General features: G+C 67.6%; 13 protein-coding genes. 9 read left to right on the top strand and 4 right to left on the bottom strand.

What is annotated here, in order from left to right:
* The first annotated feature begins 122 nt into the window (after positions 1-122).
* On the top strand, positions 123-1,193 hold the full coding sequence (locus A5892_RS09595; protein ID WP_064122613.1) for a C45 family autoproteolytic acyltransferase/hydolase: 1,071 nt from the start codon (positions 123-125) through the stop codon (positions 1,191-1,193).
* Between the two features lie 13 nt (positions 1,194-1,206).
* Here A5892_RS09595 and A5892_RS09590 read toward each other — a convergent pair whose 3' ends face one another.
* Genes A5892_RS09590 through recC form a run of 4 tightly spaced genes read right to left on the bottom strand, consistent with a single transcriptional unit; the run spans position 1,207 to position 6,878 of the window.
* Positions 1,207-1,791: a nucleotidyltransferase family protein gene (locus tag A5892_RS09590; RefSeq protein WP_223302851.1), complete on the bottom strand. Its 585-nt coding sequence runs from the start codon at positions 1,789-1,791 to the stop codon at positions 1,207-1,209.
* A complete protein-coding gene (locus A5892_RS09585; RefSeq protein WP_064122611.1) occupies positions 1,788-2,777 on the bottom strand; it encodes an XdhC family protein in 990 nt (329 codons plus the stop codon). Before A5892_RS09585 ends, A5892_RS09590 begins: the two co-directional genes overlap by 4 nt.
* Positions 2,778-2,787: 10 nt before the next feature.
* Positions 2,788-3,393: a UbiX family flavin prenyltransferase gene (locus A5892_RS09580; RefSeq protein ID WP_064122610.1), complete on the bottom strand. Its 606-nt coding sequence runs from the start codon at positions 3,391-3,393 to the stop codon at positions 2,788-2,790.
* Between the two features lie 47 nt (positions 3,394-3,440).
* Positions 3,441-6,878: an exodeoxyribonuclease V subunit gamma gene (gene recC, locus A5892_RS09575; protein WP_064122609.1), complete on the bottom strand. Its 3,438-nt coding sequence runs from the start codon at positions 6,876-6,878 to the stop codon at positions 3,441-3,443.
* A 326-nt stretch (positions 6,879-7,204) separates the two neighbouring features.
* Here recC and fucP point away from each other — a divergent pair, with 326 nt between their 5' ends.
* From fucP to A5892_RS09535, 8 genes are all read left to right on the top strand, one after another.
* Positions 7,205-8,506, top strand: a complete 1,302-nt coding sequence (gene fucP, locus A5892_RS09570; RefSeq protein WP_064122608.1) for an L-fucose:H+ symporter permease — start codon at positions 7,205-7,207, stop codon at positions 8,504-8,506.
* A 445-nt stretch (positions 8,507-8,951) separates the two neighbouring features.
* Complete coding sequence (locus tag A5892_RS09565) at positions 8,952-9,833, top strand: 5-oxoprolinase subunit B family protein (protein WP_064122607.1); 882 nt, start codon at positions 8,952-8,954, stop codon at positions 9,831-9,833.
* Complete coding sequence (locus A5892_RS09560; protein WP_064122606.1) at positions 9,830-10,816, top strand: biotin-dependent carboxyltransferase family protein; 987 nt, start codon at positions 9,830-9,832, stop codon at positions 10,814-10,816. Before A5892_RS09565 ends, A5892_RS09560 begins: the two co-directional genes overlap by 4 nt.
* A gap of 40 nt (positions 10,817-10,856) precedes the next feature.
* The gene (locus A5892_RS09555) at positions 10,857-11,921 is read left to right on the top strand and encodes a phosphotransferase (RefSeq protein ID WP_064122605.1); all 1,065 of its coding nucleotides are present in this window, start codon (positions 10,857-10,859) and stop codon (positions 11,919-11,921) included.
* A gap of 29 nt (positions 11,922-11,950) precedes the next feature.
* Complete coding sequence (locus A5892_RS09550) at positions 11,951-13,282, top strand: aspartate aminotransferase family protein (RefSeq protein WP_064122604.1); 1,332 nt, start codon at positions 11,951-11,953, stop codon at positions 13,280-13,282.
* Between the two features lie 34 nt (positions 13,283-13,316).
* Positions 13,317-14,042: a 5-oxoprolinase subunit PxpA gene (gene pxpA, locus A5892_RS09545; protein ID WP_064122603.1), complete on the top strand. Its 726-nt coding sequence runs from the start codon at positions 13,317-13,319 to the stop codon at positions 14,040-14,042.
* 40 nt (positions 14,043-14,082) lie between these two features.
* On the top strand, positions 14,083-15,183 hold the full coding sequence (locus tag A5892_RS09540) for an ABC transporter ATP-binding protein (protein WP_064122602.1): 1,101 nt from the start codon (positions 14,083-14,085) through the stop codon (positions 15,181-15,183).
* A gap of 26 nt (positions 15,184-15,209) precedes the next feature.
* Positions 15,210-16,421 (top strand): extracellular solute-binding protein, encoded by a 1,212-nt coding sequence (locus A5892_RS09535; protein WP_064122601.1) that lies wholly within the window; start codon positions 15,210-15,212, stop codon positions 16,419-16,421.
* Positions 16,422-16,445: the final 24 nt, after the last annotated feature.

The following is a 16,445-nucleotide window of genomic DNA, read 5'->3' as shown; positions in this document are numbered from 1 at the left end:
CCCTCGACGGCCCAGCGGCGAGCGCTTATGGTGAGGGCGAGGTTAGACACGATCGAGCCACTCGAAGGCATCAACGACAACGAGGTCGACGAGACCCCCCACGAGCGATCAAGGCAGGCGTAATGATCAAGCACATCGAGGCCAGCGGCAGCCATTACCAACTGGGCCTTGCCCACGGGCGCGAAGCGGCGCAAGAGATCCGCCTGAGCCTGTCCAACTATGCCCAGCTGTTCGACCAGGTCGACGGCATCACCTGGAGCGAAGCGCGCACCATCGCCGAGGGCTTCAAGGCGCCGATAGAGGCCTGCTGTCCCGAGCTGCTCGAGGAGATGGCCGGGATCGCCCTCGGCGCCAAGGTCGACCCGCTCGACGTGCTGGTGCTCAACGCGCGCAGCGAAATCGCCCTGACCCGTGCCGAGATCACCGGCCGGCCAGCCCAGAGCGACGGCTGCTCGGCATTCTCCGAGCGCCATGGTCAAACCCAGTGGCTGGCGCAGAACTGGGACTGGAAGCCGGAACAGCAGGCGGCATTGATACGCCTCACCCTGCGGCCCGCTCCCTCGCTCGGCAAACCCGCCCTGACCCTGATCACCGAAGCGGGGATCATCGGCAAGATCGGCTTCAATGCCGCGGGCGTGGGGGTCTGCCTCAACGCCCTGCGCAGCGCGCTGTGCCGGCCGAAGGTGCCGATCCACGTGCTGCTGCGCCGGGTGCTCGAGTGCGGTGATGCGCCTTCGGCGCAGGCGAGAATCGAAAGCGACGGCGCGGCCTCCCCGGCCCACCTGCTGATCGCCGATGGCGACTGCCATGCGGTGGCGATGGAGGTCTCGCCGCTGGGCGGCGCCTCGATGCTGCCGCGCGGCGGGCGGCTGTGCCATACCAACCATCTGATCTCGAGATTCCTGCCGCCGGGCCTGGAAGATGCGCCCTCCCCCGACTCCTTCGCCCGGCTCGCTCGGCTGGAGCAGTTGGGCCTGGGTGAAGCGCCCTCCTTCGCCTCGCTGCGCGCCCGCCTGTGCGACCGGGACGGCGCCCCCAATGCGATCAGTCGCGAGGTCGATCCCGCGGCCGAGCCGGCACGGCGTTCGGCGACGCTGTTCACCATCGTGATGAACCTTACCGAGCGGCGAGCCGAGTTCTCCCTCGGCCGCCCCGACCTGGACCCGCCGATCGAGACGCTGACCATCGACTGAGCCGGCCCCCAAGCTAGCCGCGCGGCCAGTGCAGCGCCTCGCAGCGATCGACGTCGGCGAGCACGCCGGGATCAAGGCACTCGAGCTCGATCAGCGCCTCGCCCGCGCGCTCGAGCACCGGGCGCGCGCCGCGATCGCCTTCGAGGCTGCACAACGCAGGCCAGAAGCGCCGCCCGAACAGCACCGGATGACCGCCGCGCCCATGATGCAGCGGGCGCACGATCCGCCGCTCATCGATGTGATCGATCAGCGCCTCGAGCGTGCGCGCAGCGACCCAGGGCATATCGCCGAGCTGCACCAGCAGTGCGCTCGCGCGGCTTGCGATGGAGATGCGGGTCACCGCGGCGGCAAGCGTCGCCCCCATGCCCTGCTCGCTCTCGGCCAGTGCCAGCGTGCGCCACCCATGCGAGCCCGGCGCGAGGCCGGCGAGCGTCTCGCCCGCGCGCAGGGCGACGAAGCGCTCGGCATCGACGCCTTCGAGCGCGGCAAGGCTCGCCTCGAGCAGGCCGCGCCCATCGTCCAACCGCGCCACGCGTTTGTCGGCGCCGAAGCGCCGCGCCCTTCCCGCGGCGAGCACCAGCATCGCGAGCCGGCTCACTGGCCGACGCCGCGATAGACGCGCAGCACGTCGGCGACGATGGACAGCGCGATCTCCGCTGGGCGCCTGCTGCCGAGATCCAGCCCGATCGGCATGTGAATTCGCTCGATCTGCGCCTGTGTCAGACCGCCTGACCGGGCGAGGCGCTCGGCGCGGCTGCGCGAAGAGGCCTTCGACCCCATCACCCCGACGTAGAATGCGTCGGTGCGCACCGCCTCGACCATGGCCGGGTCGTCGAGACGCGGGTCATGGGTGGTCGCCACCACCGCGGTGGCGGCATGGCAGGCCCCCGAGGCGACGAACAGCGCAGGCCACACCGCCTGCAGTTCGATCCCTTCGGCTTTGGCACGGGGAGCGAAAGCCAGCCGCTCCCGCTCCCGCGGTTCGCAAACGATCACCTCGAAGCCGAGCGCGCGGGCGAACTCGACGCAGTACTCGGCGACCGGAGAGAGTCCGGCCAGCACCAAGCGCAGCGCAGGACCGATGCGCACCATGGCGGCGGCCTGTGCGGTGTCACGCTGTTCGACCCAGGCGGCCTCGCCCAACTCATGGTCGAGACGCAGCCGGTAGCGGCCGCTGTCGAGTTCGACCCGGCGCAGCATTGGCTGGCGCCCGAGCAGGGCGGCGTGAAGCACTTCGAGGTGGGTGATCCATTCATCATCCGCCGCGCGACGCTCGACCAGCACCTCGAGCACACCGCCGCAAGGCAGCCGCAGCCGCTCGCGCTCATCGGCGTGCTCGCCGTAGCGGATCAGCGTCGCCGGGCGCTCGAACTCGCCCTCGGCGAGCTGCTCGATGAAACGCTCCTCGACGCAGCCGCCGGATAGCGAGCCGAGGTAGTCGCCACCATCGCGGGCGACCAGCAGCGCACCGGGCGATCTAGGCGCCGAGCCGAAGGTGGCGAGCACGGTGGCGAACCACACCGACGCGCCTTCGCGCGCCCATTGCAGCGCTCGTTCCACCACCCGGAGGTCGAGATGTTCCATCCGCCCCTCCTCAACGCTGCTGTTCGCCCCAGCGCTTGACCACGCCGACGTCGATGTCGAACAGGTCGAGTACACGGCCAAGGCTGTGATCGACCATCTCCTCGAGGCTCCCGGGGCGGGCGTAGAACGCCGGCACCGGCGGCGCGATGATAGCCCCCAGCTCGGCGAGCTCGGTCATGTGGCGCAGATGGTTACGGTGCAGCGGCGTTTCACGCACCATCAGCACCAGCCGACGACTTTCCTTGAGCACCACGTCGGCTGCGCGGGTCAAAAGCGAAGCGGTGGTGCCGGCGGCGATCTCGGACATCGAGCGGATCGAGCAGGGTGCGACGATCATCCCCAGGGTACGAAACGAGCCGCTGGCGATCGATGCGCCGATGTCCTTGCTCGAATGCACCACATCGGCCAGTGCCTCGACCTCGGCCGGTTTGTGGTCGGTCTCGAGCGACAGGGTCAGCTTGGCCGAAGGCGTCATCACCAGGTGGGTCTCGATCGAGGTGTCGCGCAGCAGCTGGAGCAGCCGCACGCCATAGATCGAGCCAGAGGCACCGGAGATGCCGATGATCAAGCGCGCCGGCAGGTCAGCGCCTCGAGCGTAAGGAGGTGAGGAATGCAAGGCCTACTCCAGGGACGACGCGCGGCGAGCCCCGCGCGATGATTTGGCTATCGGGTATCGATTGACTCTAGCATCTCGAGCAGCGGCCGGTAGAGCAACTCGCTGAAGCGGGCGAACCCGGCGCGCTCGAGCGCGGCGAAATCCGGCCACAGCTCGGCCATCGCCGGCCGCGCGCGACGCAGCGCCGGTCGGCGCCAATCACCCTGTTCGTAGCGCGCGCGCGCATTGTCACGCGCGATGTCGGGGTCTTCGTTCAGATCGATCAGGTAGTCGAGCGAAAGCTCGCGCGGCGCGGCGAAGGGCGCCCGCCAGGCTTCACTCCAGCACTCGAGTAGCGTGCGCAGTCTCGCCTCGCTCGATGAGGGCGCCAGCGCGGGCAGGTGCAGGCACTGGTCTTCGAACAGCGCATGGGCACTCACCGGCTCGGCATAGGCGACGCTGGCGGCGAGCTGGAACAGATGGAGCTCGATCAGCCGGTGCGGCTTGCCCAGCCGTTTGAGCCGCCCCTGCGGGTCACGCTTGAGCTCACCGAAGGCGGTCGGCTCGAGCCGCCAGCAGCACAGTCCCAGCGGGCCTTGGTGCAATCCATCGAGGCGCGATTCGAGCAGCAGCCCGCCGTGCTCGAGTAGGAGGCTTTGCGCTGCGACCCGGCGCAGTACGGCGGTCTCCTCGCTCCAGCGCTCGAGCTGGCGTTCGAGCGCGGGCAGGATATCGTCGAGCAGCGCAGCGCCGAAGCCGAGCGCCGGCAGCCGCCCGGCCCGCTCGAGCCGAAGCGCGGCCTGATCGAGCGAGCGGCCCTCGAGCGCCGCGCCGAGCAGCTCGCGCTTGAGCTGGTAGCGATCGCGCCCGTCTAGGGCGAACGGCTCGGCATCCTCGGCCAGCGCCTCGGGCTCGCCGAAGCGCACCCCGAGGCGCTCGCCCAGGCACACCGACGGCGGGTCGCGCCACAGTCGCGCCAGCGCATCGAGCCCGATCCGCTCGGGGGCGGCGGCAAGCGCGGGGGGCGCGGCCCGCTCGGCAACCGGCTGATGAAGCTTCAACCAGTGGTCGTCGTAGCTGAAAAGCTGTGAGCGGGCCTCTGCGCGAGCGGAGAAATAGCGCGGCGAGAACGGCTGCAACGGATGGTACTGGATCAACCGTCGCTCGATCGCCGCACGAGCGCGGGCGTCGTCATCGCCTTCGTCATCCACCCGCCAGCCCTGAGTGATCACATCGAGCAGTTCACTGACCAGCACCGAGGGCGGACGCGGCTGGTTGCTGCGCTGGTCGAAACCTACCCAGGAGAGGGTCAGCCGCTCGCGGGTGGCGAGCAGCGCCTCGAGCATCAGGTAGCGGTCGTCGTCACGCCGGGAGCGATCGCCGCCGCGCGGTCTCGCGGCCATCAGGTCGAAATCCTGGGTCAGCTGGGGACGCGGATAGTCACCGTCGTTCATGCCGAGCAGATAGACGTGGCGAAACGGGATCGCACGCATCGGCATCAGCGTGGCGAAGTTGACCCGTCCGGCGAGAAAGCGCGGTGCCAGCCCGCCTTCGTCGAGCCGGGCCACCAGCGCCTCGCGCACCACCTCGAGCGGGATCTCGTCGCGGTAGTCGGCGAGCCGGCAAGCCTCGCCCCAGCCATCCAAGGCGCTGGAGAGGCGTCCGAGGGTATCGTGTTCGTACTCTTCGCGCGGCTCGAAGAAGCGCAGCATCAGCGCTTCGATCCGCGTCACCCAGCCTTCGCGGTCGGTCGGCTCGGCCAGCGTCCCGGCCGCCTCCTCGAGCGCCTCGACCAGGGTCGCGAGACGCCCGACCAGGGCAGCATCGAGCCCCTGCACCTCATCGAACGGGTCGATCTCGGCGAGCCCGGTCTCCTGCCCCGGTGGCGTATCGCCCATCGCGTAGCCGAGCAGCATCCGCGACAGACCAAAGCGCCAGCTGTTGGCATCGAGCGCCGGCAGCCCCAGGTGCTGGCGATGGGCGCTGGAAAGCCCCCAGCGCACCCCGCTCTGCTCGAGCCATCGAGCGATTAGCTCGAGCTGGCCATCGAGAATGCCGAAGCGGCGCCGGAAGGCAGGAATATCGAGCCAGTCGAGCAGCTCGTTGACCGCGAGCCGACGATGGGGCAGTTCGAGCAGCGCGGTCGCGCAGCCGAGCAGCGGACTCGCCCGGCTGGCCCGGCGATCCGCGATGGAGAACGGGATCCGCCGCGGATCGTCGACGCCGAGGCGGCCGAACACCGCCTCGATGAATGGCGCATAGCGATCGATCTCGGGCACCAGCACGACGATGTCGCGAGGCGCGAGGGTCGGATTGCGCTCGAAGCCATCGAGCAGCTGGTCGAAGAGGATTTCGATCTCGCGCAGCGGCGAGTGGGCGGCGACCAGGCGCACGGAATCGTCCTCGGCATCGATCATCCGTTTGCCGCCCTCCTGCTCCGCGCGCTCGAAGGGATGGACCAGCTCGAGCACCTCTTGCTGGAGCTGCTCGAGCAGGCTTGCATCGTCGCCCACAGCGCGGTCGCGGAACACATCGGCCTCGGCGCTGAAGCCGTGGCTCTCCTCGAAGGCGTAGAGCGCCTGAATGAAATCGCGCCCCTGGGCGCCCCAGCCGGCCAGCAGCGGATTGGCGCTCAGGTGCATCCGCGCGGGGTCGAGCTCGGCAAGTCCCGGACGCTCGGGGTGCCGCCGCCGGGCACGTTCATCGCGCCTGAGCGCTTCGCGCTCGCTGACCACGTCGCCCCAGTAGTAGCGGCAAGGGTTGGTCACCAGCAGGGTGACATCGATATGCGCACTCAGCGCGTGCAGCGCCTCGACGATCGAGTGCGGCAGCGCCGAGATACCGAAGACGAAGAGCCTCGGCGGCAGCCCCGGCGGCAGCGCGTCGAGCGTCGCCAGCCGCTCGATGAAGCGACGGTGCAGCGCGGCGCGATGCAGCCCGCGCTGCTCGGGCGATGCCGAATCGAGCAGTGCGCGCCAGAGCTTCGGCTGCCAGCGCTGCTCGGGGGGAAGCGCGAGATCGCCCGCGTCGCGCCCCTCGCTCCAGGCCTCGATCCAGTCGGGGCGATAGACCAGATACTGGTCGAACAGTGCGCTCAACCGCTCGGCCAGCTGGTGACAGTGGCGCGCAGCCGGCAGTCCGCTCTCGTCTCGCTCGCGTTCGAGGTAGTCGGCCAAGGGCGCGAAGTCGGGATCGCCCAGGCACTCGGGCAGCAGCGCCATCAATCGCCACACCAGCGCGGGCCGGTCGAACGGCGAATGCTGCGGGATGGCTTGGCCAAGCACCACCCGGTAGGCGCGCCAGACGAAGCTCGCCGGCAGCGGAAACTCGATCGAAGCGGCCACCCCCTGGCGACTGGCAATCGACATCTGCAGCCACTGCCCCATGCCGTTGGACTGAACCAGGAAGGTTTCGGACTCGAGCGGCGCCAGCGGCTCGCGCTCGATCATCGCCAGGGCTAGATCGCGCAGGTCCTCGATGTGATTGGCGTGGACGACGGTGAACATGGGCGCCTTGGCGGGAGTGGTGAACTGACGAGAACTGCGCGCCGCGATAAGCGCGAGCGGCTATTGCCAGTCTACCGGAGGCCGCTGCGCATGCCGAGCGGAGCTCCACGGAATCGATCCGACTCATGATCAGTGACCGAGGACACTCGAACAGCGCTTTGTCGCCCACCCGCGATCGCGCCTCGCTCGGTCGACCGGATACTGCCGGTGTATATACGACATTTGGACGCACCCGCGGCGGACGACAAAGAACTTAAACTACAATACAACTTACTGAATCGATCCCGTCGCCTCACCGGCGCGGCCCCACTCGGGAGCTGTCATCCATGGCTATAGAGCAACGCGGCCCCTCGCGCTATACCAGCGCGATCATCGTCGTCACCTCGATCTTCTTCATCTGGGGATTCATCACCTGTCTCAACGACATCCTGATTCCCCACCTGCGCGCGGTGTTCTCGCTCAACTACACCCAGGTGATGCTGATCCAGTTCACCTTCTTCGGCGCCTATTTCATCATGTCGATGCCAGCGGGCAAGGTACTCGGCCTGATCGGCTACAAGAACAGCATCAGTGCAGGCCTTCTGGTCGCGGGCATTGGCGCGCTGATGTTCTATCCCGCCGCTGCGTTCGAGTCCTATGGGCTGTTCTTGAGCGCGCTGTTCGTGCTGGCCAGCGGCATCACCATGCTGCAGGTCGCGGCGAATCCCTACATCAGCCTGCTCGGCGACGAGCAAACCGCCTCCAGCCGGCTCAATCTGGCCCAGGCGTTCAACTCCCTCGGCACCACCATCGCGCCGGCCTTCGGCGGGCTCTTGATCCTCTCCAACAGCGTGCTCGCCCCGGAGCAGCAGGCGCAGCTCAGCGCCGAGGCGCTGGGCGCCTATCGGCTGCAGGAAGCCCAGGCGGTGCAGATTCCCTATGTGGGCCTGGCGGTGGTGCTGGCACTGCTCGCGGTGATGATCTACCTGTGGCGGCTGCCGAGCTTCAAGGAGCAGGCTGGCGAACCGGGCCAGGGCGAGCATAGCTTCGCCGCGGTACTGCGCCACCGTCATGTAGTGTTCGCGATCATCGGCCTATTCCTCTATGTCGGCGCCGAAGTCTCGATCGGCAGCTTCATGATCAACTACCTCTCGCTCCCCGAGATCGGTGGGATCAGCGAGAGCCAGGCCGCCCATTACCTAAGCCTCTACTGGGGCGGCGCGATGGTCGGCCGCTTCGTCGGCGCGGCGCTGATGCGGGTGGTGCGCGACTACCTGCTGCTCGGACTGTTCGCACTGGTCGCGGGCTCGCTGGTACTGATCTCGATCATCGCCAGCGGCCAGGTCTCGATGTGGAGCATCATTGCGGTGGGACTGTTCAACTCGATCATGTTCCCCACCCTCTTCACGTTGGGCATCAATCGCATGGGTCCGCTGACCGGCAAGGCATCGAGCCTTTTGATCATGGCGATCGTCGGCGGCGCCATCCTGCCGGTGCTGCAGGGGGCGTTGGCGGACAACTTCAGCCTGCAGATCGCCTTCCTGCTGCCGGTGCTGTGCTATCTCTACATCGCTTGGTACGGCTTCTCCGGCCACCGCGTCCGCGAAACCACCGCAGACGTAGGAGGACAGACGAACCTGGGGCATTGAGCCCCAGGTACTGTCTGCCTGCGTCGACCGGCAACGCTGGGGATCGTATCGATCCCCAGCGTTGCCGGCGAGGATGGCCCCTCCGCCCCGCTCGCCTCCCCCGCCTGCTCAAGGGCGTTCGCGCACAGCCAGCGCGGGCACTGCAGGCGGCGGGAGCTTACAAGCGAACCTGACCGTGCATCCGGTTAGGGCACTTCTGGCCCCACTTTAGGGCGCCATGCTCCTTCACGGATCATCCAGCACAGCTGTGCGTCTTCCGGGCGCCAGACATCGTCGCGTTCGCCCATCTCAAGATCCCATCCAACACCTTGATTGAACGAGCCTCTTTCCCGGCAAGGCGAATGCCAGGCGGACGCATGGCCTTTTGGCATGCAATTTGCTCTTTGATATATCATATATCACCGCTTTCGAGCGGTCCCTAAATGGGGCAATGCGAGGCACACCGATGATTCATCAACACCCCAGGTTCTATGTAGGGGGCGATCGCTACATCGAGGTCGAACTGGGCGATGGGATGAGCTTCGAGCTCAACATCCTGGTGCACAACCTGGTGGCCGCCATCCGCCAGGCGGCCATTCCCGGCATCATCGAGCTGATTCCGGAGCTGGCATCGATGCAGATTTCCTACGACCCGGAAGTGATCAGCTATGCCGACGTGGTTCGTGAAGTCGGCGCTCTGCACGACGGCGCCAGCCGCACCGATGCCGCCGAACTGCCCAGCCGCATGTTCTACATCCCGGTCATGTACTTCGACCCCTGGACCGAGGCTTGCATCGAGGACTACCGCAGCCGCCAGCCTGACAAGCAGCCCGATGCACAGCTGGTCTGCCAGGCCAATGGACTGCCCGGGCGCGATGCGCTGCGCCGCCTGCACGCCGGCACCGACTACTGGGTCGCCGCCCTCGGCTTCTGGCCCGGCCTTTGCTCACTGATGCCGCTGGACGACCGCGCCCGCATCGTCGCGCCCAAGTACAACCCGCCGCGCACCTGGACACCCCGGGGCGCGGTCGGCCTGGGAGGCGCACTGACCTGCATCTACCCGGACCGCACACCCGGCGGCTATCAGCTGCTGGGCCGGACCCCGGTGCCGACCTTCGACCGTGAACAGCGCCTGCCCGCCTTCCATGACGACATCGTGCTGTTCCGCCCCGGAGACCGGGTAAGGTTCATTCCCATCGACCAGGCCGAGTTCGAGTTTCTCGAAAGCGAGGTCGAGGCCGGGCGCTACGAGCACCACTGCGTCGAGCACCAGACCTTCTCGGTGGGCCGCTACCGCGAGGCGCGCCGCAGACTCGAGGCTGGACAGCCAGCCGGTGGGTCGGCATGAATCCGCCATCGCAGTTCGAGGTGGTCAAACCCGGCCTGGAAACCACGGTCCAGGAGTTGCCCGGACGCCTCGGCCACTGGGAACAGGGTATTCCACCATCCGGTCCGGTGGACTTCTGGTCGTTTCGCCTGGCCAACCTGCTGGTCGGCAACCCACGCGATACCGCCGCCCTGGAGTGCCAGGTGATGGGGCCGACCCTGCGACTGCACTGCAGCGTGTTGATCGCGATCACCGGGGCCGAGATGTCGCCAACCCTCGATGGGCAGCCGATACCGATGTGGACGACGGTCATCGCCCGCGCCGGCCAGACCCTGGCCCTGCGCGGTTCGCGCGTCGGCATGCGCAGCTACATCGCCTTTTCCGGGGGCATTGCCACCACGCCGGTGCTCGGTTCACGCGCCGTGTTCCACATGGCCGGGATCGGCGGACGCGCGCTGCAGCCCGGGCAGACGCTGCCCCTGGGCGTGCCGGGTGGCGATCAACGCGGCCTGTATCACGTCGACGAGGCCCATCGCCCGCCGCTGGGCAGTGATGAGAGCCGAAGCGTGGCCTGCGTGCGTGGGCCAAACGACGACTGGCTGAGCGATGAGTCGCTCACCGACTTCGTCAGTAGCGACTGGAAGGTCCAGGCCCAGAGCAACCGCACCGGCATGCGCCTGAGCGGCCCGGTCTTCAGCTTCGCCCACCGGGCCACCCACAAGCGTCCCGAGCACGGCCAGGATCCCTCCAACATCCTCGACCACGGCTACCCGCTGGGGGCGATCAACCTGGCCGGTCAGACCCCCATCATCCTGATCAACGATGCGCCGAGCACCGGTGGATTCATCAATCCCTTCACCGTACCCAGCGCCGAATTCTGGAAGCTCGGCCAGGTACGCCCCCACGAAATCCTGCGCTTTCACGAAGTGTCGCTGGACGAGGCTCAACAACGAAGGCGCGACCTGGACAGCGCCGTGACCCAAGAGGCGCTGACCCCGCAATGAAATGTTGCCCTTGCTCCACCCCACTGCCCTGGAGTCGTCGATGATCGATCACGGTTCGCCGGCCAACGCGCTGCTGTGCAACGCCCCGCCCCGGATTCGACCGGCGGAGGCGATAGCGCTGGTCGAGCGCCACTATGGCCTGAGCGTCAGCGTCGAGGCCCTGGGCGGCGAACGCGACACCAACTACCACGCCCGCACCGACGATGGGCACGGCTACATCCTCAAGTTCGCCAACCAAAGCGAAACGCCACTGGTCACCAACCTGACCACCGCGGCCATGCTGCACATCGCCGAGCGCGACCCGGGCCTGCCGATCCAGCACCTGGTCGCCGCGCGCAATGGCCAGCATGAGCTGTGCCTGGCGATCGAAGACGGCGAGCCCACCATCGCCCGGCTGTTCACCTGGCTCGAGGGCATGCCGCTGTGGCGCGCCGAGCGCAGTGCCGAGCAGCGCGCCACCATCGCAGCCCTGCTGGCCCGCCTCGATTTGGCCCTGGCCGACTTCGAACATCCGGCCGCCGCCAGCCACGAACTGCTTTGGGACATCAAGCACGTAGGCCGGCTCCGCCCGCTGATCGAGGCGATCCCCGACCCTGCACGCCGCGGCCTGCTCCAGGCGCTGCTCGACCGCCACGAATCAGAAGTCGCCCCCCGGGTGGAGAAGATGCGCGCGCAGCTGATCCACAACGACCTGAATCCACACAACCTGCTGGTCGATCCCCACGACCAGCGCCGGGTGACCGGCATCCTCGACTTCGGCGACGCGGTGTACACCCCGTTGGTCCACGAGCTGGCGGTGGCCTGCTCCTACCAGATCGACGAGGGCGGCGGCCACCCGCTCGAAGCGGTGAGTGAGTTCGTCCGCGCCTACCACCGGGTTCTGCCACTGCGGCCCGAGGAACTCGAAGCGCTGTTCGACCTGATCAAGGCACGCCTGGCCGCGACGGTGATCATCACCGGCTGGCGCGCCCAGCGCCATCCAGAGAATGACACCTACATCCTGCGCAACAACCCACCGGCCTGGCGCGCCCTGGAGCGGCTCGGCGAAATCAGCCCTCAGGCGGCCCACGCCTACCTGGCCTGCGCGCTTGGCGAAAGAACTTGAGATGAAAGAACTTGAGACAGGAGCCTGAGATGCAAGACGATGCGATGCCCAATGCCTATCGCCCGGGCGCAGTGGAGCTGCCGCCAGAAGAGCAGGCGATGATCGAGCGGCGCCGGCGCCTGCTCGGCCCGGCCTACCGGCTGATGTACCAGCACCCGGTGCACATCGTGCGCGGTGATGGCGTGTGGCTGTACGACCAGAGCGGCAAAGCCTACATGGACGTCTACAACAACGTCGCCTCGGTCGGCCACTGCCACCCGCGCGTGGCCCGCGCGATCGCCGACCAGGTACAGGTGCTGGCGACCAACACCCGCTACCTGCACGACACCATCCTCGGCTATGCCGAACGCTTGCTGGCGACCTTTCCCGATGCGCTCGGCCATCTGATGTTCACCTGCACCGGCAGCGAGGCCAACGACCTGGCCTTGCGCGCGGCCAAGGCCTACACCGGCGGCCAGGGCATCATCGTCACCGAGTGCGCCTACCACGGCATCACCCAGGCCATCGCCGAGATCTCGCCTTCGCTCGGGCCGAACGTCGACCTCGGCGCCCACGTACGCACGGTGCCGGCTCCCGACCTGTACCGCAGCCGCAACGGCGAGGTCGCCGACCAGCTGCGACGCGATGTCGAAGCCGCCCTGGCCGATCTAAAACGCCATGGGATCAAGCCGGCGGCGTTCATCTGCGATGGGGTGTTCTCCAGCGACGGCGTCTTCACCGAACCGGCCGGTTTCCTCGCCGGCGCGGTCGAGGCGGTACGCGCGGCGGGCGCGCTGTACATCGCCGACGAGGTGCAATCCGGCTTCGGCCGCACCGGCAGCCACCTGTGGGGCTTCCAGCGCCACGGCCTGGTGCCGGACATCGTCACCCTGGGCAAACCCATGGGCAACGGCTACCCGGTCGCCGGCGTCGTGGTCAAGCCGTCGATCATCGCGGAGTTCGGCAGCAGCGCACGCTACTTCAACACCTTCGGCGGCAACACCGTGGCCACCACCGCCGCCATGGCGGTGCTCGAGGTGATTCAGGACGAGGCACTGATGGATAACGCGCTGAAGGTCGGCGCCTACCTGGCCGACGGGTTGCGCGAACTGATGAGCGAGTACCAGGTGATCGGCGATGTGCGCCACGCGGGGCTGTTCTTCGGTGTCGAGATCGTCGGCGACCGCCAGTCGAAGCGCCCCGATGCATCACTCACCGCGAAGCTGGTCGACGGGCTGCGCGAACGGCAAGTGCTGATCAGCGCCACCGGGCCGCGCGCCAACGTGCTGAAAATCCGCCCACCGCTGGTGTTCACCCGCGACAACGCGGATTTCTTCATCGCCCAACTGCGCGCGGTGCTCGCCGCCCAGCCAGGCGCCTGACGGCAATCGCCCCATGAGGCACAGCGAGGACAACATGGCCAAGGTCACGATCAACTGCGACATGGGTGAAGCGTTCAGCATCTACCGCCTGGGCGACGACGAAGCCTGCATGCCGTTCATCACCCACGCCAACGTCGCCTGCGGTTTTCACGCATCCGATCCGGTCACCATGTGGCGCACGGTCAAGGCGGCCAAGCGCCACGGCATCGCCATCGGCTCGCACCCGGGCCTGCCGGATCGCGAAGGCTTCGGCCGCCGCGAGATGAGCATGACACGCGAGGAAATCTCCGCCCTGGTGCTGTACCAGAGCGGCGCCTTGAAAGCCTACCTGGATGCCGAGGGCCTGGCGCTGTCGCACATCAAGCCTCACGGCGCCCTGTTCGGCATGGCCCAGCGCCAGGCCCACGTCGCCGAAGGCATCGCCGATGCGGCGCTGGCGCTGGGCGTGCCGGTGATCGGCTACGCCGATTGCGTGATGTCGGAAGTCTTCATCCGTCGTGGCGTCCCCTTCCAGTGCGAGTTCTATTCCGACCTGGAATACGACGACGACGGCCGCCAGATCATCACTCGGCAGCATGAAAGCGTCGCCGAGGAGGCGATGGTGGAGAAGGTCAGGCGAGCGGTGACCGAGGGCCTGACTCGCTCGGTCAACGGTCGCGACGTGAAGGTCACCGCCGAATCGATCTGCGTACATTCCGATACCCCCAACGCCATCCAGCTCGCCCGCGCGGTGCACGCCGCGCTGGCCGACTGGCTGTGACCACTCCCCTGCCGGGCCCTGTGCCGCCGAGGTATGCGCCATGAACACCGCCGCCCAAGCGCCGATTCTCGAGATCCAAGACGCCGTGCACAGCTACGGCTCCGTGCTCGCTCTGGATCACGTCTCACTGCGGGTCGAGCCGGGCGAGTTCGTCTCGATCCTGGGCGAAAGCGGCTCCGGCAAGACCACCCTGCTGCGGCTGATTTCCGGGCTGGAGCAGGCCCAGTCGATCACCCGGCTGGCGATCGGCGGCCAAAGCGTGATCGGCAAGCCGCCGGCCCAGCGCAACTGCACCACGGTATTCCAGAGCTACGCGCTGTTCCCGCACATGAGCGTCGAGGAGAACGTGGCCTATGGCCTGAAAGTGCGCGGCGTGGCGCGTCCCGAGGCCCTGCGCCAGGCCCGGGAGGCGCTGGCGGTGGTGCGCCTGGAGGCCAAGGCGCAGCGCAGTATCGGCCAGCTCTCCGGCGGCGAGAAGCAGCGCGTGGCCCTGGCCCGGGCCTTCGTCATCCGTCCGGCGCTGCTGCTGCTCGACGAGCCGCTGGCCGCGCTCGACGAAAAGCTGCGCATCGACATGCAGTCGGAGCTGGTGGAGATCCAGCGTTCGCTGGGGATGACCTTCGTCTTCATCACCCACAGCAAGGAGGAGGCCCTGACCATGAGCGACCGGGTGGTGCTGATGCGCCACGGCCGGGTCGAGCAGATCGGTCCACCGGTGGCCCTGTTCGACAGCCCGAGCAGCCTGTTCGCCGCCGAATTCATGGGTTTCGAAAACCTGCTCGGCGGTCGCGTGCTGGAAACCCGGGACGGCACCGCGCTGATCGAAATGGCCAACGGCACACGCATCCGCAGCCGGGTAGGCGGGGATCAACCGCTACAGGCCGGCGTGGACGCTGGCATAGCCGTGCGCGCCGAACACCTGCGGCTGATCAGCGTCACGGGCACCAATGCGCCAGCCGGCGTCAATGCCCTGCCCTGCAAGCCGTCACCGGCAGCCTACCGCGGCAAGTACACCGAGCGTTGGGCCGACACCCCCGCGGGCCGGCTCAAGCTGCGCAACTGGGAAGGAAAGAACGTCGACGTGCCCAGTGCCGACACGGTGATCTGGGAAGTAGAGGATTCGATCGCATTCCCTGCCTGACCAACCCTGACATCCAGGAGCGAGCCATGAAAGAGACGAGCGTTTCACAACTACAACTACTACGGTCGCGCCGCGACTTCCTGCGCTCGGCGGCACTGGGCGCGAGCGCGCTGGCGCTGCCTTTGGCTCTGGACCTGCCCGCCAGCCGGCTCTGGGCGGCCGGCCCGGCCACCGTGCGCGGCTATGGCGTGACCACCTCGCAACTCAAGGATTGGTCGGTGATGGCCCAGTCCATCGGGGTGCAGATGGAGTTCACCGGCACCGGCAACGACGTCGGGGTCTTCCTGCGCGACGTGGTCGCCGCGGGGCTGGGTGACCAGACCGACATCTTCGTCTTCGAAGCCGGCACCCAGGACATCCTCGGCCCGCGCGGTACCTACCTGCCGATCGACACCCAACACCCGGCGCTGACCCTCTGGGAGCGCACCCCGGATGAGTGGAAGCATAGCCGCGTGGTCCAGGACGCCGAAGGCAACCAATGGGGCGTGCCGGTGATCGGCAATGCCGACAGCTTCGGCTACTTCCCGGAGAAGCTCGGCCTGGACCCGGACAGCGAGGAAGAGCTTTCCTGGTCGTTGGTGTTCGACGACCCGCGCACCCGCGGCCGGGTCTCCTTCGACAGGACCTGGGGCTACTCGCTGCCGATGGCGGCGCTGTATCTGCAGAGCAAGACCGGCAAGCCGTTCAGCAACTGCGCCGACCTCGAGCCCGAAGAGACCCGCCAGGTCGTCGACTTCCTGATCGAACGCAAGCGCGCCGGACAGTTCCGCACCCTGCATACCTCGTTCGAGGAGCAGATCCAGCTACTGAGCAACCGCGAAGTGGACGTGATCAACTGCTGGGAGCCGGCTGTGCGCGAGGTCAACCTCAAGCTCGGCAAGGACGCGACCCGCTACGCCTATACCCAAGAGGGCTACTACAAGTGGGGCCACGGCGCCTACCTGCCGGTGCAGGCCGGCGATAGGGACAACCTGGACGCGATCTACAAGGTGCTCAACTACTACCTCGGCGGCGAGTACCGCGCCCTGCAGGCCCGAGATCGCGGCTACGCCGGACCGAACATGGATCTGGCGGTGGCCTATGCCCGGGAAAACGACTGGAGCGCCGAAGACATCGCCGCCCTCGAGGAGACCGAACGGAAGATCGCCCGCAAGTTCTCCAAGCCGCTGGTCAGCACCACCACTCCGTCGAATGCCGATTCGATGGAAGAGCAGTGGCAACGCTTCCTGAACGCCTGAGCCCATGGCCCGCCCGCCGATCGA

It is taken from the genome of Halotalea alkalilenta (assembly GCF_001648175.1).
GTDB classification, from domain to species: domain Bacteria; phylum Pseudomonadota; class Gammaproteobacteria; order Pseudomonadales; family Halomonadaceae; genus Halotalea; species Halotalea alkalilenta_A.
The sequence above is the reverse complement of the archived record's forward strand: the minus strand, read 5'-3'. Positions and strand labels throughout refer to the sequence as shown.